The organism is Sphingobacterium sp. SRCM116780 (assembly GCF_021442025.1).
Taxonomy (GTDB): Bacteria; Bacteroidota; Bacteroidia; order Sphingobacteriales; family Sphingobacteriaceae; genus Sphingobacterium.
In genome coordinates this window covers 254926-276170 of sequence record NZ_CP090446.1, presented here as the reverse complement: position 1 = coordinate 276170, position 21245 = coordinate 254926, and the positions used below count along the sequence as shown (strand labels likewise).

Here is a 21245-nt window from a genome sequence, read left to right as displayed (position 1 = left end):
TATTTTCTATTTTAGAACTATGTTAACATTCGAAAAATTTTCAACTTCTGTTGCCTTGGCATTTCCTCCTCCTGAACTTTCAGTTTTGTTGGAATCACTGTGGTGGGATAAGAAAGGAGATTGGCAAAAAGCACATGATCTCATAGATCACCTACAGGATGCAAAATCGGCACATGTTCATGCTTACCTACACCGCAAGGAAAAAGATCTTTGGAATGCGCGATATTGGTATAACCGTGCTAAAAAACCAGCGTATATAGGTTCTTTAGATGATGAATGGGAAGAGCTCGTTAAAACTTATTTGTAATGATAGTGGTAGGGGCTAAAAAGAGCTTATCATAAAATAACTTCGGACTGTTACATACAGTCCGAAGTATAATTTTGAATAGCTTACTGGAGCTATTAATATCCTGGATTTTGAATTAATTTGGTATTCCTGTTCATCTCATCTCGATGAATAGAGATAAAATACATTTTATCTAACCAATTTCTATTTTCAATTCCTGGAGCAATCGTATTGACAGTATACGAATAGTTATAATTGTCTGGGTTGTACTGATATAAGCTAACGAGTTTACCTGCTTTCAATGTTCCAAAAATATTGATCAATGTTACCTGTCTTCCTAAAGTTTCCTTAGCAATCATCCAACGACGTGTATCAAAAAAACGGTGTTCTTCATAGGCCAACTCTACCCGTCTTTCATTTCGATAACGCCCTTTCAGACTTGCTCCTGATTCAGTAACGGCTGGCATACCTGCTCTAAAGCGTATTTTATTTAACCAGGTTCTTGCTTCAGCGTCTTCTCCAAGTTCAATACAAGCTTCTACATAGTTTAATACGGCTTCTGTGTATCGAAGAACTGGCCACGGTACGTGTTGTCTGGTATTTTGATCGACCATAGCAGGATCAGCATCCACAAATTTACGCATGTAATATCCTGTATAACTACCATTCCAATCTTCGACAGGAGAGTTTCGCGTATCTAAACCATATTGAATAGATTTGACTCCCGAAGCATTTGTTATTTCATATTGTCCAGTTTGAATTTGATTAAAAGGATCTCTGTTTTTGACATCATCTGTCCGAGGTTTCCATGTTGCACCGTCATAAAGAATAGAAGCGCCTAGTCTAGGGTCACGATCTTTATAAACATTTGCCTTATGTGTTGGGTTATTCCAATCAAACTTCTCTCCGGACAATGTTTCATAATCATCTACCAATAATTGTATTGGACTATTTCCTGACCAATTATGATAACCATTTGGTCCATTATTACGTCCAACATACGCACCTGCTTCATCCTTTAAATCATTGAAGAATCTTCCAAAGATCAAATCGCGTTTAGCATCGACATCAGCAACCTTTGAATTTCCTCCCATTGCTAAAGCGATATAATTAGCTCTTCCTTGCGTTGGAGAGGCAGGTGCTGACAAATCCAATTTGTACGCTAATTCTGATTGATCAAGTACTGCTTTTGCCGCTGTTTTAGCTTTTTGCCAACGTTCATTACGATTTCCCGTTACATATCCCAGATATTCTGGATTTGCATAGGCAGAGATGACAGTTGATTTTGCTTTTGCTGTAGGAACATCATGCAGGTCGGATGCAGCATACGTCAAAACTCGCGCTTTCAATGCTAGTGCAGCAGCTTCACTCGTACGACCATCTACTCGTGCTGTCCCTGCCAATAATGTGGCGGCATCATCACAGTCTTTAACGATAAAATTGACACATTCCTCATAGGTATTGCGTGCAACTGTAAGATCCGTATCTTCTAATGAATAAATCTTCGTGATAAGCGGGATTGCTCCATAAAACCGCAACAACTGTTGATAATAATAAGCCCGCAAGAAATAAGCTTCGCCCAACATTTGTTTGGCTTTCGCTTCATTATCAAACTTTGGCTCGATTAGATTTGCAATTGCGATATTAGTCGCACGGATACGTTTATACATATTTCCATATTCATATGCGTCAACAATCCATCCCTGATCAGCTGGATTTGATCGACTTTCCGTAATGGTATTTATACCTCTTCCCGGATGCGTAAACATGGATTCATCCGTTAATGACGCTAACATTTGCTCATTAAAACCACCTTGTCCCAAGCCATTATATAAGTCATTCACAAATGCTTGTGCTAATCCTGCGTCTGTCCACACTAATTCTTGCGGAACTTCAGACAAGGGTTTTGTATTGACAAAATCATCATTACAACTTGCAAATAGCCCTGTAAATAATAAGGCTGAAATCGGTATATAGAATAATTTTATTGTTTTCATAATAATAGCGAATTAGAAAGATAAAAGTATACCCGTGTTAATTAATCGGGCCTGAGGATAATAATGTCCTAATGTATTGGTTGATTCGGGATCATACATTTTTAATTTTGACCAAGTCAACAAATTCATACCACTGGCATATATTCTGAAACTTGAAATCCCGAGACGCTCTGTCACTTTAGCACTTAAATTATAACCAATCTCTACATTTTTTAACCGTAAATAATTATTTGAATGCAACCAATAGGTATTTCCTCCAGAATAATATTGATCTGAACGATCCGTGATACGTGGATGTTCGGCACTTGGATTGTCGATAGTCCATCTATTTTCATAAAATTCATGCAGATAATTTCCGATAGCTCCTGATTCGTCAGTTGCGATACGAACCTCTCCTCCCATTGCTCCTTGGAACAAAATAGAAAGGTCAAAATCTTTATAACGAAGACCTAGATTCAAACCTCCTTGAAAAGTAGGATTTGTATTCTTATCTGTACGTACACGATCATCTGGAGTAATTTTACTATCCCCATCGTAGTCTTTGTACTTCATATCCCCAGGTCTAAGATTATTGGTAATCGACGAATAGTCTAACGTGTTACTATTGATTTCTTCTTGGTTTTTGAATACGCCATCGTATTGATAGTACAATCCAGAATTGATTACTCTACCTGTAGTTTGCTGCCACAATGGAGCCCCAGGAGCTTCATCCCAAAAGATAATTTTATTTTTAGCATAACCACCGTTCACCGAAGCATTGTATCCCCAATCTCCCTTTTGATCACGATACCCTAAGTTGAACTCCCATCCTTTATTATCTACTTTTCCAATATTCTCAGCGGGCAATGTCATACCTGTACTTTGAGGAATGGAAGCATTTTTTCTCCAAAGAATAGAATTACGACTGTTTTTAAAGATGTCAAATTCGAAATTCATCTTTCCTCCTAAAAATTGTGCATCAATACCTAAGTTGTAGTTATTGGCAACTTCCCAAGTGATAAAATTATTAGGAACACGGCTTTCGTACAATGTTTTGACCAAATCATCTCCTATAATATAGGTTCCGAATTTATACGTAGAGAAATATTGGTATTCTTGGAGAGCTCCATCGTACTCGATATTATCATTTCCCATTTGTCCATAAGAGGCACGTACTTTGAAATACTTAATTGCGGCAAGATTATCCTTCCAAAACTTCTCTTCAGAAGCCACCCAACCCAACATAGCACCAGGAAAGAATCCATAACGAGAATTTCCAGGGAACATATAGGAACCATCATAGCGCCAAAGTAGTTCGGCAATGTATTTAGATTTATAGTTATAATTGAAACGACCAAAGTAATTCAATCGCGCACGTTGCCACGCTGCTCCATCATTATTTTTCTCGCCATCACCACCTGCAAACAAATAGTCGATATTATCGGAAAGAAAATAACGTCGATAAGCAGAAAAATTGTCATTTTGAATTGTTTCTCTATTTGCTCCTGCTAAAATATTAAAGGTATGGTCACCGATCACTTTATCATATGACAATACTCCGCCTAATAGAATATTCAATTGATCTTCGTCCGCTTGATTTAAACGAGGATCAGCAGGACCACGTTTACCGGCAACCAATTGAGGTGTTACTCCATCAGCTTCATAAGCTCCTTGCCATGTATATAAATACCAAGGCGTTTCCCATTTTTTAGTTTTCTTAATATATTTATCTACCGCAGCATTTCCTGAGAACTTCAAACCTTCGACCCAAGGAATGGTAATATCAATTTGTCCATTCGTTTGGAAGTAGTAACGTTTGTCTCTATCGTATCCTGTTTTATTCGTCGTGATGACTACAGGATTTTCACCATTTTCGATATCAGGCCCAGGCATTCCATTTGGCCAATATGCAGGTTGTGTAGGATTTCCGCGCATTAACATTCTAAAGATGGTCCCTGCTCCTTTGGTTGGGAAATTCCGATTCTCTTGACGACCTAAAACACCAAATTTGGTTGTGATGTATTTACTAATCTTCGCATCAAGATTAATTCTTAGATCATATTGCTTATATCCAGTTGCCGAATTTTTATAATAACCATCTTGATTCTGGTAACCTAATGAAGCTAGGTATTTTACATCCTCATTTCCTCCTGTTATTTGTAAATTATGTTTCTCTTGTGGTGACCAGTTTTTCAATGTTTCACCATACCAATCTGTATTTGGATGTCCCCAAGGATCTGTTCCATCTTTAAATAGTTGAACATCTTCTGGTGTAAAAGGAGCTGAAACAGTTGTATTATTTGGACGAACATAGTTGCCTGTACTCTTGAAGGCTTCTTGTGCTGCCGCCCATTCAGATACAGGTAGTTTATAAATCTCTAATTCATTTCTCAATTCTGAATATTCGACAGCATCTGTCAATTCTGGAATTACTGTTGGCTGTGAAAAACCTTTATTAAAGCTGTATGATAATTTTGGTTTACCATTCGTTCCTCTTTTTGTCGTCACTAAAATAACACCATTTGCAGCTCGAGCTCCATAAATAGCTGCGGAGGCATCTTTTAAAACGGAGATATTATCAATATCAGCTGGATTTAAACGTTCAAATCCACCTTGACGTGCAGGGATTCCATCGATAACAATTAAGGGGCTAGAATTTCCCAAGGTGTTTGTACCTCGAATACTAATGGTAGAACCATCATAACCAGGTTCTGCAGATCCGTTTGTTGCAATGACTCCAGGTACCCGACCAGCTAAAGCATTCGAAACATTTAGAGCAGGTGATTTCGCAAGTTCATTACCTTTAACCGCGACTACAGATCCGGTAACCGTTTCCTTTTTCTGAACACCATATCCAACCACAACCACTTCATCTAGGTTGGAGTTTGAGTTACTCAGGCTAACCAAAATACTGGTGCGACCTTTGACTTCCTCATCTGTTGAAATCATTCCGACCATTCGAAAATTCAACTTACCATGAATAGGAACGTTATTTAAACTGTATTCCCCATCTTGATTTGTCGTCGTAGCTAGATTTGTTCCGACTACAGAAACGGTTACTCCTGCCATTGGAGATCCATTATCAGCATTAGTTACTACGCCTTTAACAGTAATTTTTTCTTGTGCAACATGTAAGAAAGTAGGACTCTTAGGATTTGCAAGTACTGGTGATTGGAAAATAGTAGATAAGGAAAATATTGTTCCTATCCAAAAAGCTCTTTTCCATTGATTTTGATTTAAATTAAGATTACTCATAATTTTTGATTTGGTTTAACATAGTTGATAGATGATATTAAATCAACGAAAAATGCTGTTTCTTTGGCAAGAAAATGCCAATAATTAAGAAAAACAGAATCTTTGGTAGATTTAATGGGTTTAAATTGGTATTGTATACATAACACTAAGATTGTATAATGTACACCATCTAATATACTCTAAATTATTCTAATTTGAAAAAAAATAAGCTTTTTTTATTTGATAGGTAAAATTAGGTTACAAAAAATAAGCATTAAAAACCATTGGGTAGCTAAACTTTAAGGATTAAGAAGTTATCAACAATTTTATGTGAATAACTCATTAGAATGTGAATAAGCATATCGCGATGCAGTCTATTGATAAAATTACCAAGCTCTTCATTCGGTCACTAAAAATAGACTAGAAAATTCAAAATTATTTAATAATAATGAATTACGCTTTAATAAAGCACTATTTAGATAACAAAGACTTGATTTAAATAGGCTAAAAGTAGTATTTGAGCGTTTGAAGTTTTCAACATTTAAATACACATGTGTGGAAAAGCTTAGTATCCAGTCAATAGGTTATCCACAATGTTGATTAACATTGTGGGTAACTACATATCTCCCAATTAATCATATTATAAAATAGACAGCTACATATTTTGTGATAATTCAGGATAAACACCTTTCAGTCTTACTCAAGGGCTATTGAACCTGTGTACAGAGCGATAGAAAGATACAATAATGTTAGGACCACATATGAGCTAAAAAATGATCACACCAGTGCAAAGACACAGTCAGGAAATCATTAAAAACCAAAAATAGCATAGCTCAGCTGTAAGGAGATATCCGTACCAAGAAAAACCAATGTAAGGATATATCCGTATAGCTTTTTATAATTGTAAGGATTTAACCGTTTAACTATCCGAATGCTGTAAGGATAATTCAGGATAAGACACAGTATAAAACATGGGGTTCAACTGGTAAACTAGTAGGGAGCTGGTTCGTACCTGATTCGTACTTTGTTCGTACCTCGTTCGAACAAAAACGAATCAGGTACGTTTGAAGTACGAACAAAGTTCGTTTAAAATACAAGGTAAATTAGAATTTGATAACGACTTAGCTCCTATCCCAATACTTCCAAACATTTTCTTACTTGACCTGATCTATTATGACAGGGTGCACATATTTAAGATAATCAGTATTACAATTTTATAAGGATTAATTCTCAAACTCAGGTTAGTATGAGTGTTAGATAGGAATAGAGATTTCCATGCATATCCATGAGGAACATAATAAAAAAAGAGCTATTCAGATTTGAATAGCTCTTTGCAAAATGGATAAATTAAATTTATGCGAACAAATCAGAACTTAAATAACGGTCACCGCGATCACAAGCAATGAAAACGATAACACCCGCTTCAAGTTCATTTGCAACTTTTAAAGCGGCAGCAAATGCACCTCCTGTACTCATACCTGCAAATATTCCTTCTCTCTTCACCAGTTCTCTAGCCATTTCGGTAGACTCTTTTTGAGATATATCAATGATCCGATCGACACGGGAAGGATCAAATATTTTTGGCAAATATTCTGCAGGCCAACGGCGAATTCCAGGAATAGAAGATTCTTCGGTGGGTTGACAACCAACAATTTGAATAGCAGAATTTTGTTCCTTTAAATAAATAGAATTACCCATTATCGTACCTGTTGTCCCCATAGCACTCACGAAATGGGTTATCTTTCCTTCAGTATCCCGCCAAATTTCTGGGCCAGTCGTTTTGATGTGAGCTCCATAATTATCGGGGTTGGCAAACTGATTCAAAATGAAATATTCTCCAGTACGACCTTTCTCTTCCGCATAGTCGCGACAGATCTCCATCGTATCTAACAAGATAACTTTTGCTCCATATGCCTCCATCGTCAATGTACGTTCTCGTGTAGAGGTAGAGGGCATCACTAATTCCAAGTGCAAGCCATACATCCCTGCGATCATAGCTAAAGCAATACCTGTGTTCCCACTTGTTGCTTCAATCAGTTTCGTATCTTTCGTGATTTCGCCTCTTTCGATTGCCGAACGAATCATATTCAAGGCTGCTCGATCCTTTACACTACCTCCTGGGTTATTTCCCTCCATTTTCGCATAGATTTTCACCTTTCTATTTTCGTGAAACTGCGTGATTTCGACTAACGGTGTATTTCCAATGGTGTCTATGATGTTTCCCATATTTATATTAAAGGTTTGGAATCAATGAATTTAGTAAGCGCTTGATGATAAACGGTCGTGTAGGGTTCAACGGAATTCGTTAACCAAACATTTCCTCCTATAATAGAATGATGACCGACAATTGTATCTCCTCCCAAAATAGTTGCTCCTGAATAGATAATCGCATAATCTTCTATGGTAGGATGACGCTTTACATTCGAGAGCACTTTCTCTACACTCAATGCTCCAAGAGTCACTCCTTGATATAGTTTAACATAATTACCAATCACACAAGTCTCTCCTATCACCAAACCTGTACCATGGTCAATGTATAAATGATGTCCGATATTTGCCCCTGGATGGATGTCAATACCTGTCTTAGAATGTGCGTATTCTGTTAAAATACGAGGTATCAAGGGGACACCAAGTTCATGTAGCTTATGCGCAATTCGAAAAATACTAATCGCAAAAAAACCTGGATACGTACGGATAACTTCTCGATGATTTTTAGCTGCAGGATCTCCTGCTATTAAAGCCTCAGCATCCGCACTCATTAACGCATATAGGCTTGGTAAAGATTGAAAAAAATCTTGTGCTACTCGAAAGTGATCGCATACTTCACAAGCCTTGGATTTGCTTAGCAATTGTTCCAATTCTATCTCGGATTGTCCAAAAGCGAGCTTCACATCCTCCACCGATTTTATTCCACCAGCATTTCGCTCTGGAAACAATAAATCTAAAATATGGACAGCCCAGCTCGATATTTTTTTATTGGAAGGCATTTCAAATACCTCCAATTGTTTTTGATAAATATGTTCGTAAAAATTATTCATGGCTTTAGGCCTTATTGTTATATAACAACACAAATATACTATACTTATATGGTAGATAAAATATACAATTTTACAAAACTAATTTTTCAAAAAGTAATTGTAAAGTTATTGCTGGATCTTCACACAATCCTGGATGTACAGCCGAACACTGAATAACCGTACTTCTTTTTGCTGTCAACCACCGAAAACGTTCAGTCTGATCCAGCAAGGCTAGTTTTCCGCCTTCTTTTGCTCCTGTGCAGATGTTGACAAATGATTTTAAATGTGCTTTTATCATGTGCATGTCAACGTCAGGACATAATAATCGAACACGAGATTCATCAATTTGGAACAACATATTCGCAAACCGATGTTTCCTGCAGTACAATGCTACACCAACATTAATAAATTCTTCTCTCTCTACACGTGGTACCAGTCGTACCACTGCATACTCATACAATGTTTTTTCTGGCATCTTCTATTTGATTTAAAAAGTGATCGGCATGCGCTAATCTATTTCTTAAAAATGACACGTAAACTTCTCGAGCATCACGAGCACTTAGGTTTCTCGTTTCATCATCCAACCATTCATCAGGTACAACATCTACAATGTTGCGGATTACTTCTTCTGTAAAAAGAGGACGATATTTTGCATCAATCTCTGAAACTTGACTGGCATTTTTCAACAGCACATGATCCTTTATTTGAACAAATGGTTTTAGAGCTTGCTCCTCCCAATTATCCCAACTATGATGAAAATACAGAGAGGCTCCATGATCGATTAGCCATAATTCATGGTGCCATATTAACATATTCGTATTTCGAACAGTTCTGTCGACATTCATTAATAAAGCATCTAACCATACTATTCGAGAAGCTTCTTCTCCACTAATCTGGTCAACGTTTGCATCAAATGTAATTGCTCCATTTAGAAAATGAACACCCAAATTCTTACCTATGCTAAATTTCAGCAGATCTTGAATTTCTTCATCTGGTTCTGTCCGACCAAAAGATTCATCCAGGTCTGCAAAAACAATCTCAGGCATACGAAGATCAAGTAAACGAGCCAACTCACCTCCTATCAATTCTGCAATTAATGCTTTTTTTCCTTGGCCTGCTCCCCTGAATTTAATGACATAGCTAAAACCATCGTCTGCATCAACCAACGCTGGCAACGATCCTCCTTCACGAAAAGGTTGTAAATAGCGTGTAATCTTTACCTCTCTTATTTCTGGTTTTTTAGTACTCATTTTTTTGACTTTTTTGATTTCTACTATCCAAGCAATAAATCCTTTAATCAAATATCAACATTTTTCCTTTTTATTGTAGGATTTCATCCAAATTGGACACAACTGTGACGCTTAAAAATGGTTATTTCTAATTATATTTGTGACAATAGTTCACTTCATATATCTGGTGAAATACGTAAAAATAGTTATGAACACAACTCAGGAATATAATACCGTTATCCAGCATTGCCAAGATTTGTTTATCAAAAAAACGAAAGATTATGGAACAGCTTGGCGAATTTTGAGGTTACCCTCCATTACCGATCAAATCTATATCAAAGCACAACGTATCCGGACTTTGGAAATTAAAAAGGTCTCTAAAGTGGGTGAAGGAATTCTAGAGGAGTACATTGGTATCATCAATTACTGTATCATAGGAATGATTCAGCTTGAATTGGGAGAGGAAGGAGAAGAGAACTTAGATCCTAATTTTGTGAATGAAAAATATAACGAAAAAGTAACTGAAACCAGGGATTTAATGTTTGCAAAAAACCACGACTATGGAGAAGCATGGCGTGATATGCGAATTTCTTCGCTGACTGACCTGATATTAATGAAGATTCATCGTGTTAAACAAATCGAAGATAATGATGGTGAAACTATTGCTTCTGAAGGAATCAGAGCCAACTATCAAGATATGTTGAATTATGCTGTTTTCGCTTTAATAAAAATGGGATTAGCTAATACCAAATAAAATGGCATCAGAGATCGTTAACAATCACAATAAAAGTCAAAAAACCAATTACCTTCTTTGGTTCGCTCGCTTATTCACTGGCTTATTATTTATTTTTTCAGGTTTTATTAAGGCAAATGATCCGACCGGATTTGGCTATAAACTAGAAGAATATTTTCATGTATTTCACCTAGACGCTTTAAATGATTACGCGACAACAATTGCCGTAGTTATCTGTGCATTTGAAATTATATTGGGGGTATGGTTATTACTAGGTTTTTACAAACGTTTAGTCGCGTGGGGCCTTTTGCTCCTGATTATCTTCTTTACTTTCCTAACCTTTTACTCGGCATTTTTTGAAGTCGTAACTTCATGTGGATGTTTTGGTGATGCCATTCCATTGACTCCTTGGCAATCATTTGGTAAGGATCTTGTATTACTCGTGCTCATCCTGATTATTTTCATATACCGCAACCAGATCAACCCACTTATAAAAAATTCGTTTAGCCGTGGACTTTTGGCTACAGTAACAGCTGTTATATCTTTTGGAATTGGCATTTATACCGTCAACTACCTGCCATTTATTGATTTTTTACCCTATAAAGTTGGCAACAATATACCAGCATTGATGGTATTGCCAAAAGGGAAAGAGGGCGATGTTTATGAACAGATCTACAACATGAAAAATGTGAAGACTGGGGAAACAAAAAAAATCACAGATAAAATCTATATGTCTGAGAAGGTTTGGGAAGATACAAATTGGGAAATTATAGGCGAACCAGAAAGCAGGTTAATAAAAAAAGGTTATCAAATACCTATTCCAGATTTGTTGATTACAGATGCCGAAGGTAACGATCATACTCAAGAAATTATCAACAATCCGTATTACAATTTAATAATCGTAGCAAAAGATTTATCAAAATCCAATATAGATGCTATTGAGAAGATAAATAAGATCGCGACAACACTAACAGAGAGCTATAATCTGAGAATTGTGTTATTAACTGCAAGTTCGTCTGAAGAATCGGATTATTTAAGTGATAAATTGCATTTGATTTCAGAGGTATTCTATGCCGATCTTATTCCTCTTAAAAGTATGGTACGTGCCAATCCTGGGATTCTACTGTTGAAATCAGGAACAGTAATTAATAAATGGCATTACAACTCTTTTCCTGAAGCAAAAGAGATCGAAGATCAATATTTAAGTTTAGATAAATAATAATAAGTATGCCTAAACCTATATTTTTAATTGGCTACATGGGCAGTGGGAAGACCACGTTAGCCAAGAAACTAGCAAATAAATTAGCATTACCTTTCATTGATACAGACGATGAAATCGTCAAAGAGGTTGGGATGTCAATTACAGAGTATTTTCAACAACACGGTGAGGAGAAATTCAGAGCATTAGAACGGTTACAGTTACAAAAAACAGCAAATCAAGAAGTAATTGTTTCTACAGGTGGCGGCTCTCCTTGTTTTTTTGACAATATGCAATGGATGAATGAAAATGGTATTTCTGTTTACTTACAGATGTCTACTAAATCATTATTTGACCGCTTATCTCAATCAAAACCGAATAAAAGACCTATTTTAATTGGAAAAACAGAGCAAGAATTATTTGATTTTATTGACGAAAAACTGATAGAGAGAGAACCTTTTTACCGTCAGGCACATTTGGTTATTGATCATATGAACACATCTGTAGAGGAGCTTATCGTATTATTACAAAAACAGCTATAACATCCTTTTCATATGATTAGCAAAATAAAATGCTTTCTTTTTATTGTTTTTATTCCTGTTTTCTTTGTTTCTTGTTTTAGAAATAGTACTTCAACGGACGTATTAGTAAACAATAAAAACCTGAATTTAAAAACAGTAGAAGAGCTTTATCAATTTTTAACATATGATGAAAATCGGTATCCGCTTATCAGCCTTCATCGCGGGGGACCTACAACAGGCTATCCTGAAAATGCAATTGAGACTTTTGCATTTAATGCCAGTTATAGACCTATCATTGTAGAATGTGATGTGCGCTTAACGAAAGACTCTGTTTTGGTACTGATGCACGACAACACCTTGGATAGAACTTCCAATGGTTCTGGTCAAGTTGAATCAAGCACACTTCAAGAGTTAAAGAATTTGAGACTAAAAGATTCGAATGCTAAATTAACGCCTTACCGAATTCCGACTTTAGAAGAAGCCTTAGCTTGGGGTAAAGGAAAAGTTGTTTTCACATTGGATGTGAAACAAGAAGTTCCTTATGATTTAGTGATTCGGGCTATTCGTAATCAAAAAGCAGAAAGTAATGCTGTAATCATTACTTACTCGGCAAGTCAAGCTTCAATTGTTCATAATTTAGCCTCAGATTTAATGTTATCAGCACCTATAAAAAATGCCACTGATTTGCGACGTCTAAATGACCGGGATATCCCTGATAATAGAATTGTTGCTTTCATTGGAACTAGAGAAGCTGACAAAAGCTTGATCAATGAGCTTCATAATCATGGCATTATGTGTATCTTAGGCACACTGGGTAACTTAGATAAACAAGCGAAACAAAAAGGAGATCAATTGTATGCCAAATTTATTGAAAATGGGGCAGATATCTTAAGTACAGACCGACCTCTTGAAGCTGGTCGGGTCTTAGATTTTTATATCAAAAAAAGAAACATTACATCCAAGTTTATTCAATAAACCTGCTAACGATACATCCGGATTAAAAAGATCTTTTCTTATTAGGAGTAAGAAAAAGCAATGATTTATCATACTTTTGCTTTTGATTAAAACGAGTTTCATAAAACAAAATAGGCATCTGTAGATGCCTATTTTGTTTTATCGGATTATTTCTTCATTGTACCCTGATCACGTAATCGGACATGCCAGCTAAAGGCTTCTTCTAGGATATGTGGAGTATGTCCTCCTCGGTCACAAGCTCGGTCATAGTAGTCTTGTAGTTGTTCCTTATAATCAGGATGTACACAATTCTCAATGATTACTTTTGCACGTTCCCGAGGTGCTAGACCTCTTAGATCAGCTAAACCAATATCAGTTACCAAGATGTCTACATCATGCTCGGTGTGGTCCACATGAGATACCATGGGCAATACATGGGAGATACGATCCTCTTTTGAAGCTGCTTGAGTCACGAAAATACTTAAGTATGCATTTCTAGCAAAATCTCCTGATCCTCCAATACCATTCATAATATTGGTACCAGAAGTATGCGTAGAGTTCACATTGCCATAAATGTCAAATTCAATCGCTGTATTAATTGCGATAATACCTAGACGACGAATTAATCCTGGAGTATTTGAGATATTCTGTGGTCTTAAAACCATTTTATCTCTGTATTTATCCAAGTTTGCAAATACACGATCATAGCATGCTTTGGAAACAGTGATAGAAGAAGCCGAAGCAAAATCTATTTTCCCTGCATCAATCAGATCAAAAGTACTATCCTGCAATACCTCTGAAAACATAGTCAGATTACGGAAGTTGCTATTTTTAAAACCCGTCAAAACAGCATTGGCAACTTTACCAATGCCAGCTTGTAAAGGCAATAGGTTTTCTGATAAATGTCCCATTGCGACCTCTTTTTCAAAGAAGCTTAGAATATGGCTCGCAATAGCCGTTGTCTTATCATCTGGTTCTGCAATATCTGCCGGACTATCTTCAATGTTGGTAAAGACTATTCCAACGACTTTAGCTGGATCTAAAGCGATCGTTTTTCTTCCGATTTTATTTTCAGGAGCAACAATAGGTATTACATTTCTTCTGGGATAATCTTCTGCCTGATAAATATCATGAATACCGCGAATAGCCATTGGAACTGCTGTATTTACTTCCAGTATTACTTGTTTCGCCAAAGCAGCAAAAGTCGCTGAATTTCCAACAGATGTAGTTGGAATAAAACTACCATCAGCCTCTATTGCTGTCACTTCTAAAACGGCAATATCAACAGCTGCCAAATTTTTATTATGTAATAATTCGGCTGTTTCACTTAAATGTTGGTCTATAAATAAAACCTCACCAGCATTAATCTTCCCTCTTAATATACGATCAACTTGAAAGGGCATACGCTTAGCCAAAACACCTGCTTCAGCCAATTTACCATCTGTACCGTGTCCTAAGGACGCACCTGTAATCAATGTTATTTTTAAAGGATCTGTCTTAGCACGTTCTGCCAATGCTGGCAAAACAACCTTACTATCGCCTGCTTTTGTGAATCCACTTGAGCCAACGACCATACCATTTTTAAATAGCTGTGCAGCTTGCTCTGCTGTAATTACTTTATCATGTAAACTTTCCAGTTTAATTCTATCGTACGACATATACTTTTAACTTATTTCTTCAATTTACTAATATTCTCACACTAGATATATTTATTTAGTTGTTTGAATATTAGCATAAACAATATTAGGTTATTTTTTTTGCTCCAACTTATTGCAATTCGTCACAAAATTATCCAATAAAGACGATACATTTGTAATGGGTTATAAATCAGAAATTAACATTTAAAATTACACAGATTGATCAGATTAACAATTAGAATTTAAAAAATTAATCAACTAATAATCAAACAATTACAATTAATAAAAAGTATTAAAATGTAATACACACTTACTTACAAGGTTAAAACAGTAAGTAATAGAGGTGAGTAACGACTTACATTCGTGAAGAAATACATCGCTATTGCATAAAAATTTTAACTTTGTAACGGAAACTGCAAAGAACATGAATAAAAAAAGCACTATAATTGATCCAAAATATGTCAATCGTTATTATGTAACAGAGGTTGACTCTTTTGAGGATAGTATCTACTGTCATCATGCGATTATTGGTGAAAACTTTATCCCTGAGCACGTTCACAATAAGGATCAATTTCTATATACAGAAGGTGGTGTTGTTTTTTTAAAAACGGCAGAAAAGTCTTATTTTCTTCCAGCTAGACATTATATATGGATCCCAGCGGGAGTTCGACATAGCATACATCCTAGCACACCTCAGGTGGTGATGCGTAATCTCTATTTCCCGAAATACGAAACAGATCAAGAGTTCTATAAAAAAGTAAACATCTATCCTGTTCATGATCTATTAAATGAATTGATCATGTTTACAAATCGTTGGAATGGAAATATCTTTCCTGTAGAAGAACCTAAATATTCTTTAGCAAAAGCTTTTAAACTCTTGCTACCAGAAATCTCTCAGCATGAACTTCCATTGGCCTTACCTTATCCAAATAATCAGAAACTAAAGGATATTGTGACCTATTTGGAAAGTCGTATTGAGGAAAATGTCAGTTTCAAAGTCCTCTCTCAAAAATTCAACATTAGTGAACGTACTTTAGCAAGACTCTTTCAAAAAGAATTGAATATGTCTTTTATTCAATACTATACCATACTCAGAATGTTAACAGCGCTAAAACTTCTTTTAGATGAAAAGTTGAGTGTTAACGAGGTTGCACTAAAAGTAGGCTATAGCAGTTTGCCAACCTTTAGCAATACATTCAATAAAGTTATTGGAGTAAGACCTAGCGAATATGTTAAACAAAAAGAATTGTTAATCTAATTTTTTTAAGTATTTTAGGTCGCGGATACCTAAAATCTTAATAATGAATTATAAAAAACTATTTTTTGGTTTGGCGGGAATTGCACTATGCGTTTTTGTTAATGCTTCATCTCTCCACAAAAAACCAAAAGCCATTCAATTATTCAACGGGAAGGATATTAAAAATTGGACTCCCAAAATTAGTAAACACAACGTTGGTGAAAACTATGCGAATACTTTTCGTGTAGAAGATGGTTTATTAAAAGTAAGATACGATGGCTATGATCAATTTGATCAACAATATGGTCACTTATTCTACAACAAAGAGTTTTCTGCTTATATATTACGTGTTCAATACCGTTTCGTAGGCGATCAAGCGAATGGAGGAGAAGGTTGGGCATGGCGTAACAGCGGCGCTATGTTACATGGTCAGGATCCTAAAACCATGCTTAAGGATCAAGACTTTCCGATTTCGATTGAAGGCCAATTGTTAGGTGGTGATGGAAAAAATGAACGCACCACAAGTAACTTATGTACACCGGGAACCAATGTGGTTATCAAAGGAAAATTATTTACTCCTCACTGTCTCAGTTCTACATCAAAAACATATCATGGGGATCAATGGGTAACAGCAGATTTTCTAGTTTTAGGAGATTCTATTATTCAACATTTCGTAAACGGAGATTTGGTGTTGGAATATGAAAAACCGCAATATGGGGGCGGTAATGTGAGCAACTTCGACCCTAAACAAAAGAAAGATGGTCAATTAATCAGTAAAGGAAGTATTTCATTACAAAGTGAGAGCCACCCTATAGATTTCAAAAAGGTTGAATTATATGATCTAGCACCTTATATGAAAAATCCAGAGAAACTAAAAAAGGTTATCGCAGAAGTAATGAAAAAATAGAAAGGAAGTGCATAAAAAAAGTGTCGAAATCTCGACACTTTTTATTTACATTCATTCGCTTGGAAAAGAGAAAATCCAGGTAAAGTACAAACATAAAGAAAAGGGATACAGAGAACTGTATCCCTTTAAATTTTATACTAAAAAGCTTAAACTAATCCGTTAACAAACTTAGTTAACTTAGATTTGTTGTTAGAAGCTTTTTTCTTGTGGATAACATTTTTCTTAGCCAAACGATCAAGCATAGAAATTACACGAGGCAATAAAGTTTTAGCTTCTTCTGCTGAAGCAGTAGTGCGTAATTTTTTAATTGCGTTACGAGTAGTTTTTGCTTGGTAACGGTTTCTTAAACGCTTTGTAGCGTTTGCTCTAATTCTTTTGATCGCTGATTTATGATTTGCCATTTTTTTAGCTAATTTTTATTCGTTCTTTACTTAAAATTCGGAATGCAAAAATAACATCTTATTTCTAATATTCAAAATCTATTTTAAAGTTTTCTATACTTATCTTTGCATCATGCAAAAATTATCAATGGATCAGCTGCAACGTGCTGATGTTGAAACGTTCAAAAATCAAGAGAAAACTGCTATCACGTTAGTGCTAGATAATGTGAGGAGTATGCATAATGTCGGATCAGCTTTTAGGACAGCTGATGGGTTTGCTATAGAAAAAATATTTTTATGTGGCATCACCGCAACTCCTCCTCATCGCGAGATTGAAAAAACTGCACTTGGCGCTACCCAGTCTATTCCATGGGAGCATGTTCAAGAAACAACAAAAGCTGTTAACCTATTAAAAGAACAAGGATACACCATTATTGCGATTGAACAAGCGGAAAATAGTATCATGCTACAAGAGTTTACCCCATTAAAAGAAGCTAAATATGCTTTAATATTTGGCAATGAAGTAAATGGTGTAGACGAAGAGGTGATGGAACACATCGACCATTGTATCGAAATTCCTCAATTTGGAACCAAACATTCTTTTAATGTTTCTGTCACAATTGGCATTGTATCTTGGGATTTTATTCAAAAAAGCAAGTTTTGCTAATTTTTTATCAATTATGGTCATATAAGTATTCATATTACTTCCTATTTTCAATGCAAAATAGTAGATTTGTGATGCAAAATTTTAAGAAGAAATGAGTGTATTAGTTAATAAAGATTCAAAAGTAGTTGTTCAAGGTTTCACTGGAACAGAAGGTACTTATCATGCTAGTCAAATGATTGAGTACGGAACAAACGTAGTTGGTGGTGTTACACCAGGAAAAGGTGGTCAAACACATTTAGATCGTCCCGTATTCAATACTGTAAAAGATGCTGTAGAAAAAGCTGGTGCTAACGTTTCTATTATTTTCGTACCTCCTGCATTTGCAGCTGATGCGATTATGGAAGCTGCTGAGGCAGGTATCGGTGTTATTGTTTGTATTACTGAAGGTATCCCTACTAAAGATATGATTCAAGTAAAATCTTACTTGAGCGACAAAAAATCTCGTTTAATCGGACCTAACTGTCCAGGTGTCATCACTGCTGATGAAGCAAAAATCGGTATCATGCCAGGTTTTATCTTCAAAAAAGGTACAGTTGGTGTTGTTTCTAAATCAGGTACATTAACATATGAGGCTGTTGATCAAACTGTGAAAGCTGGTCTTGGTATCACAACTGCTATTGGTATTGGTGGTGATCCGATCATTGGTACGACAACAAAAGAAGCTGTAGAACTATTAATGAACGATCCCGAAACTGAAGCTATCATTATGATCGGTGAGATCGGTGGTGGTATGGAAGCTGAAGCTGCTCATTGGATTAAAGAACATGGAACTAAACCAGTGGTTGGTTTCATCGCTGGTCAAACAGCGCCTCCAGGACGTCGTATGGGACATGCTGGTGCTATTGTTGGTGGAGCTGATGATACTGCAGCTGCTAAGATGAAAATCATGGCTGAGTGCGGTATTCGTGTAGTAGAATCTCCTGCAGAAATCGGAAAAGCAATCGCTGAAGAATTAGCTAAGAAAAAATAAGCGTAAGCTTTATAAATAAAAAAGAGGTTGCATGTACTACATGCAACCTCTTTTTTTAGGACGAACTATTCGTTTTTAAATAGACAACAAGACAATCAGCTAATTTTCAACTAATGTATTGCTCTTTGATTTATCATTTTTGTTCTCATAATATTCAATCATTCTGGACAATTCATTTAGATCCAAATCAGCTTTAATGTCGACAAATACATAGTCTTCCTCATCTGCTATTCCAAGAAGTATACGCTTGACATGATCTTTTTTCATTTCTGTATTAATAGTGATTTTGGAACCATCACTATATAAACTCATCATCTCTTCGAAATTATTCTTTTTTAAATAGGTATTAAACTTCTTCATTAGGTTTCCCTTCCCTTCTCCAGAAATGGTCATGATCTTCAACTTCTTAATCTTCCGAAAAGCTAATGCTGCGATTGCATCATCTTCATTCAGTTCTTTAATCTTGCCCTTGAGAAATGCTTTTGTTAAAAACATGGGTACTCTTATCGAGGCAACTTCTGTATCATTCGTTAGATCCTCCTTATTTACGAAAGACATATTCGGGCTGGTTTTTACAAAACAACTTTGCAATGTTAAACAAAAGAATAAAAGTACTCCTATGATTATTGATTGTCTCATGTTCAACTTATTTAGTATTCACTAATTTATTAACATCATCATAGCTGACCTTGCCATCGAGGATCATAAAAATTGTACTTCCTTCAGATTGAATACTGAGCAATAAATTTTTGATAACATCTGTTGCCGTATCTTCCGCCAAAAATTTAATTTTATTACCTTCCGAATTTATGGTAATCAATTCTTCGTACTTCAATTTATCAATAGCTTTTGCAACATCCGATTGTACGGTTGGATTAGCTTCTTCTAAAATCAACATTTTGATTGCATTAATCTTAGAAAGTAAAGGCTTAATACTATTTACTTCACTATCGGACAGTTTCATCTTGTTCAACATGCTAAACATAGGTTTTCCGATTTTAATTGAAGTCACACCTTTTCCTTCTTTATATTGCTCAAAAATTTCATCTAATCTTGAGATTTGAGCCTGTGCTAAACTGGAGCACAATAGCGCGATTACTAATAATACCGTTTTCATAATTTCTATAATTCAATATTTAAACATTTTATATTTTCTACTTCTTTCATACCTTTCTTTAAATTCAATGAAGCAAATTGCAAAGCTTCTTCAGTAATCTGTAAAGCTTCTGCCTCATTGGTAATCTTCACACCATTCACTTCCACATAAAACTCTTGTGGAGTTACTTGATTTTCGGATTCAGGTACCAAAACAGGTGCATGCTTTTTAGGAACATGTTTCTTGAATTGAGCTAGCCGATGTGATACCTTTTCTGTATTTTCTTTCGTATCTAATACAGGTTTAACTGTAACTACATCATCTTTCAGCACTTCTTTTAAAGGTTTTGTTTGACTTATTCTCTCATGTTCTGTACTTGTGTTTTTGTTATTGGGAAAATACCAAACACCAAGACAGATCAATAATACTGCAGCCGCAATTGAAGAAAGAATCTTCCATAAATTCCGTTTAGGCAATTGATGTATAACAATCTTTTCTTCAGCAGTCGCTAAAAACTGTTCGAAATCAAGATTCATCTCCTCTCCTCCTTGCTCACCCAGTACTGAAAAATACGCATCTTCACGATGTTCTTTGAGCAGTTTTTCTTCAGCCAGAGATGTTTCTCCAGCTAGATACTTAGCCTTTAATTGCTCTAATTCTTCTTTCTTCATAATCAAAAACTTTTGTCAAATTAGCTTTTACGACATTCCGTGCTCGTGACAAATTCACGCGTACAGCATTTTCATCTATTCCAACCAATGTGACGATATCTGCAATTTCGTATTCTTCGATATCTCGCAAATACATGACTAACCGTTGCTTTTCAGGAAGACGATCAACCATCTTCAAGATTAGCTCTCGCGTCAAAGCTGGATACTTTTCTTGTTGCATGTCTTGATCAAGTTGTCCCATATACTTAGCCTTAACTCCTTCACGATTTAATCGATTCAGAGCAAAGTTTTTAGTCATGCGCATGGCATAAGCCTCCACATTTGACACTTTCAACAATTCAACCCTCGATTCCCACAATTTCAATAAAACTTCCTGAACCAAATCAAATGCATCATCTTGATCGAGCAAAAACCTATTCGCAAAACGAAATAATCGATCCTTAAGGATGAATACTGTCGTTTTAAAGGTTTCTTGGTTCATAAATTTTAATCGCTTTATATAGAAGACAAACTAGGCAGTAGAAATATTACA

21 protein-coding genes are annotated in these 21245 nt (G+C 35.8%); 9 read left to right on the top strand and 12 right to left on the bottom strand.

Annotated elements, in window-relative coordinates:
• The first annotated feature begins 19 nt into the window (after positions 1-19).
• On the top strand, positions 20-307 hold the full coding sequence (locus tag LZQ00_RS01130; protein ID WP_234511190.1) for a hypothetical protein: 288 nt from the start codon (positions 20-22) through the stop codon (positions 305-307).
• A 95-nt stretch (positions 308-402) separates the two neighbouring features.
• Here the strand turns inward: LZQ00_RS01130 and LZQ00_RS01125 are convergent, their stop codons facing one another.
• The 6 genes from LZQ00_RS01125 to LZQ00_RS01100 form a co-directional block, all read right to left on the bottom strand.
• A complete protein-coding gene (locus LZQ00_RS01125) occupies positions 403-2283 on the bottom strand; it encodes a RagB/SusD family nutrient uptake outer membrane protein (protein WP_234511188.1) in 1881 nt (626 codons plus the stop codon).
• A 12-nt stretch (positions 2284-2295) separates the two neighbouring features.
• Positions 2296-5517: a SusC/RagA family TonB-linked outer membrane protein gene (locus tag LZQ00_RS01120; RefSeq protein WP_234511187.1), complete on the bottom strand. Its 3222-nt coding sequence runs from the start codon at positions 5515-5517 to the stop codon at positions 2296-2298.
• A gap of 1332 nt (positions 5518-6849) precedes the next feature.
• Positions 6850-7722 (bottom strand): cysteine synthase CysM, encoded by an 873-nt coding sequence (gene cysM, locus LZQ00_RS01115; RefSeq protein WP_234511185.1) that lies wholly within the window; start codon positions 7720-7722, stop codon positions 6850-6852.
• A 2-nt stretch (positions 7723-7724) separates the two neighbouring features.
• Entirely contained in the window at positions 7725-8534 is an 810-nt protein-coding gene (locus LZQ00_RS01110; protein WP_234511183.1) for a serine O-acetyltransferase, read from the bottom strand.
• 70 nt (positions 8535-8604) lie between these two features.
• Complete coding sequence (locus LZQ00_RS01105) at positions 8605-8988, bottom strand: DUF3037 domain-containing protein (RefSeq protein WP_234511181.1); 384 nt, start codon at positions 8986-8988, stop codon at positions 8605-8607.
• A complete protein-coding gene (locus LZQ00_RS01100) occupies positions 8966-9763 on the bottom strand; it encodes a HipA family kinase (protein WP_234511180.1) in 798 nt (265 codons plus the stop codon). Before LZQ00_RS01100 ends, LZQ00_RS01105 begins: the two co-directional genes overlap by 23 nt.
• Positions 9764-9950: 187 nt before the next feature.
• Between LZQ00_RS01100 and LZQ00_RS01095 the strand changes: the two genes are divergently transcribed.
• From LZQ00_RS01095 to LZQ00_RS01080, 4 genes are read left to right on the top strand one after another with little or no spacing between them, the layout of a single operon-like run.
• Entirely contained in the window at positions 9951-10496 is a 546-nt protein-coding gene (locus LZQ00_RS01095; RefSeq protein WP_234511178.1) for a DUF1599 domain-containing protein, read from the top strand.
• A gap of 1 nt (position 10497) precedes the next feature.
• Positions 10498-11694 carry a BT_3928 family protein gene (locus tag LZQ00_RS01090; protein ID WP_234511176.1) on the top strand — a complete coding sequence of 399 codons (1197 nt, stop codon included), beginning with the start codon at positions 10498-10500 and terminating at the stop codon, positions 11692-11694.
• Between the two features lie 8 nt (positions 11695-11702).
• Positions 11703-12215, top strand: a complete 513-nt coding sequence (locus tag LZQ00_RS01085) for a shikimate kinase (RefSeq protein WP_234511174.1) — start codon at positions 11703-11705, stop codon at positions 12213-12215.
• A gap of 12 nt (positions 12216-12227) precedes the next feature.
• Entirely contained in the window at positions 12228-13169 is a 942-nt protein-coding gene (locus tag LZQ00_RS01080; protein WP_234511173.1) for a glycerophosphodiester phosphodiesterase family protein, read from the top strand.
• Positions 13170-13315: 146 nt separating this feature from the next.
• On the opposite strand, the gene LZQ00_RS01075 is transcribed toward LZQ00_RS01080, so the two are convergent.
• Complete coding sequence (locus LZQ00_RS01075) at positions 13316-14806, bottom strand: succinate CoA transferase (protein WP_234511171.1); 1491 nt, start codon at positions 14804-14806, stop codon at positions 13316-13318.
• A gap of 403 nt (positions 14807-15209) precedes the next feature.
• On the opposite strand from LZQ00_RS01075, the gene LZQ00_RS01070 reads away from it, so the two are divergent.
• Positions 15210-16043, top strand: coding sequence for an AraC family transcriptional regulator (locus LZQ00_RS01070; RefSeq protein ID WP_234511169.1), 834 nt, complete (start codon positions 15210-15212; stop codon positions 16041-16043).
• A 43-nt stretch (positions 16044-16086) separates the two neighbouring features.
• A complete protein-coding gene (locus LZQ00_RS01065) occupies positions 16087-16929 on the top strand; it encodes a DUF1080 domain-containing protein (RefSeq protein WP_234511167.1) in 843 nt (280 codons plus the stop codon).
• A 146-nt stretch (positions 16930-17075) separates the two neighbouring features.
• Here LZQ00_RS01065 and rpsT read toward each other — a convergent pair whose 3' ends face one another.
• Complete coding sequence (gene rpsT, locus LZQ00_RS01060; RefSeq protein WP_045753328.1) at positions 17076-17330, bottom strand: 30S ribosomal protein S20; 255 nt, start codon at positions 17328-17330, stop codon at positions 17076-17078.
• 112 nt (positions 17331-17442) lie between these two features.
• Here rpsT and LZQ00_RS01055 point away from each other — a divergent pair, with 112 nt between their 5' ends.
• Together LZQ00_RS01055 and sucD are read left to right on the top strand one after the other, a co-directional pair.
• Positions 17443-17976, top strand: coding sequence for an RNA methyltransferase (locus tag LZQ00_RS01055; RefSeq protein ID WP_234511166.1), 534 nt, complete (start codon positions 17443-17445; stop codon positions 17974-17976).
• Between the two features lie 91 nt (positions 17977-18067).
• Positions 18068-18946: a succinate--CoA ligase subunit alpha gene (gene sucD, locus LZQ00_RS01050; RefSeq protein WP_234511164.1), complete on the top strand. Its 879-nt coding sequence runs from the start codon at positions 18068-18070 to the stop codon at positions 18944-18946.
• 99 nt (positions 18947-19045) lie between these two features.
• Here sucD and LZQ00_RS01045 read toward each other — a convergent pair whose 3' ends face one another.
• Genes LZQ00_RS01045 through LZQ00_RS01030 form a run of 4 tightly spaced genes read right to left on the bottom strand, consistent with a single transcriptional unit; the run spans position 19046 to position 21194 of the window.
• The gene (locus LZQ00_RS01045) at positions 19046-19585 is read right to left on the bottom strand and encodes a DUF4252 domain-containing protein (RefSeq protein WP_234511162.1); all 540 of its coding nucleotides are present in this window, start codon (positions 19583-19585) and stop codon (positions 19046-19048) included.
• 7 nt (positions 19586-19592) lie between these two features.
• On the bottom strand, positions 19593-20063 hold the full coding sequence (locus LZQ00_RS01040; RefSeq protein ID WP_234511161.1) for a DUF4252 domain-containing protein: 471 nt from the start codon (positions 20061-20063) through the stop codon (positions 19593-19595).
• A gap of 5 nt (positions 20064-20068) precedes the next feature.
• On the bottom strand, positions 20069-20713 hold the full coding sequence (locus LZQ00_RS01035) for a hypothetical protein (RefSeq protein WP_234511159.1): 645 nt from the start codon (positions 20711-20713) through the stop codon (positions 20069-20071).
• Entirely contained in the window at positions 20679-21194 is a 516-nt protein-coding gene (locus tag LZQ00_RS01030; protein ID WP_234511158.1) for an RNA polymerase sigma factor, read from the bottom strand. Before LZQ00_RS01030 ends, LZQ00_RS01035 begins: the two co-directional genes overlap by 35 nt.
• Positions 21195-21245 lie beyond the last annotated feature (51 nt).

Bases quoted from the DNA above. Each gene is read 5' to 3' on its own strand.
- LZQ00_RS01130 (WP_234511190.1), top strand. From the start codon at position 20: ATGTTAACATTCGAAAAATTTTCAACTTCTGTTGCCTTGGCATTTCCT.
- LZQ00_RS01055 (WP_234511166.1), top strand. From the start codon at position 17,443: ATGCAAAAATTATCAATGGATCAGCTGCAACGTGCTGATGTTGAAACG.
- sucD (WP_234511164.1), top strand. From the start codon at position 18,068: ATGAGTGTATTAGTTAATAAAGATTCAAAAGTAGTTGTTCAAGGTTTC.
- LZQ00_RS01040 (WP_234511161.1), bottom strand. From the start codon at position 20,063: ATGAAAACGGTATTATTAGTAATCGCGCTATTGTGCTCCAGTTTAGCA.
- LZQ00_RS01110 (WP_234511183.1), bottom strand. From the start codon at position 8,534: ATGAATAATTTTTACGAACATATTTATCAAAAACAATTGGAGGTATTT.
- cysM (WP_234511185.1), bottom strand. From the start codon at position 7,722: ATGGGAAACATCATAGACACCATTGGAAATACACCGTTAGTCGAAATC.
- LZQ00_RS01070 (WP_234511169.1), top strand. From the start codon at position 15,210: ATGAATAAAAAAAGCACTATAATTGATCCAAAATATGTCAATCGTTAT.
- LZQ00_RS01090 (WP_234511176.1), top strand. From the start codon at position 10,498: ATGGCATCAGAGATCGTTAACAATCACAATAAAAGTCAAAAAACCAAT.
- LZQ00_RS01095 (WP_234511178.1), top strand. From the start codon at position 9,951: ATGAACACAACTCAGGAATATAATACCGTTATCCAGCATTGCCAAGAT.
- LZQ00_RS01065 (WP_234511167.1), top strand. From the start codon at position 16,087: ATGAATTATAAAAAACTATTTTTTGGTTTGGCGGGAATTGCACTATGC.
- LZQ00_RS01080 (WP_234511173.1), top strand. From the start codon at position 12,228: ATGATTAGCAAAATAAAATGCTTTCTTTTTATTGTTTTTATTCCTGTT.
- rpsT (WP_045753328.1), bottom strand. From the start codon at position 17,330: ATGGCAAATCATAAATCAGCGATCAAAAGAATTAGAGCAAACGCTACA.
- LZQ00_RS01100 (WP_234511180.1), bottom strand. From the start codon at position 9,763: ATGAGTACTAAAAAACCAGAAATAAGAGAGGTAAAGATTACACGCTAT.
- LZQ00_RS01125 (WP_234511188.1), bottom strand. From the start codon at position 2,283: ATGAAAACAATAAAATTATTCTATATACCGATTTCAGCCTTATTATTT.
- LZQ00_RS01120 (WP_234511187.1), bottom strand. From the start codon at position 5,517: ATGAGTAATCTTAATTTAAATCAAAATCAATGGAAAAGAGCTTTTTGG.
- LZQ00_RS01045 (WP_234511162.1), bottom strand. From the start codon at position 19,585: ATGAGACAATCAATAATCATAGGAGTACTTTTATTCTTTTGTTTAACA.
- LZQ00_RS01035 (WP_234511159.1), bottom strand. From the start codon at position 20,713: ATGAAGAAAGAAGAATTAGAGCAATTAAAGGCTAAGTATCTAGCTGGA.
- LZQ00_RS01085 (WP_234511174.1), top strand. From the start codon at position 11,703: ATGCCTAAACCTATATTTTTAATTGGCTACATGGGCAGTGGGAAGACC.
- LZQ00_RS01075 (WP_234511171.1), bottom strand. From the start codon at position 14,806: ATGTCGTACGATAGAATTAAACTGGAAAGTTTACATGATAAAGTAATT.
- LZQ00_RS01105 (WP_234511181.1), bottom strand. From the start codon at position 8,988: ATGCCAGAAAAAACATTGTATGAGTATGCAGTGGTACGACTGGTACCA.
- LZQ00_RS01030 (WP_234511158.1), bottom strand. From the start codon at position 21,194: ATGAACCAAGAAACCTTTAAAACGACAGTATTCATCCTTAAGGATCGA.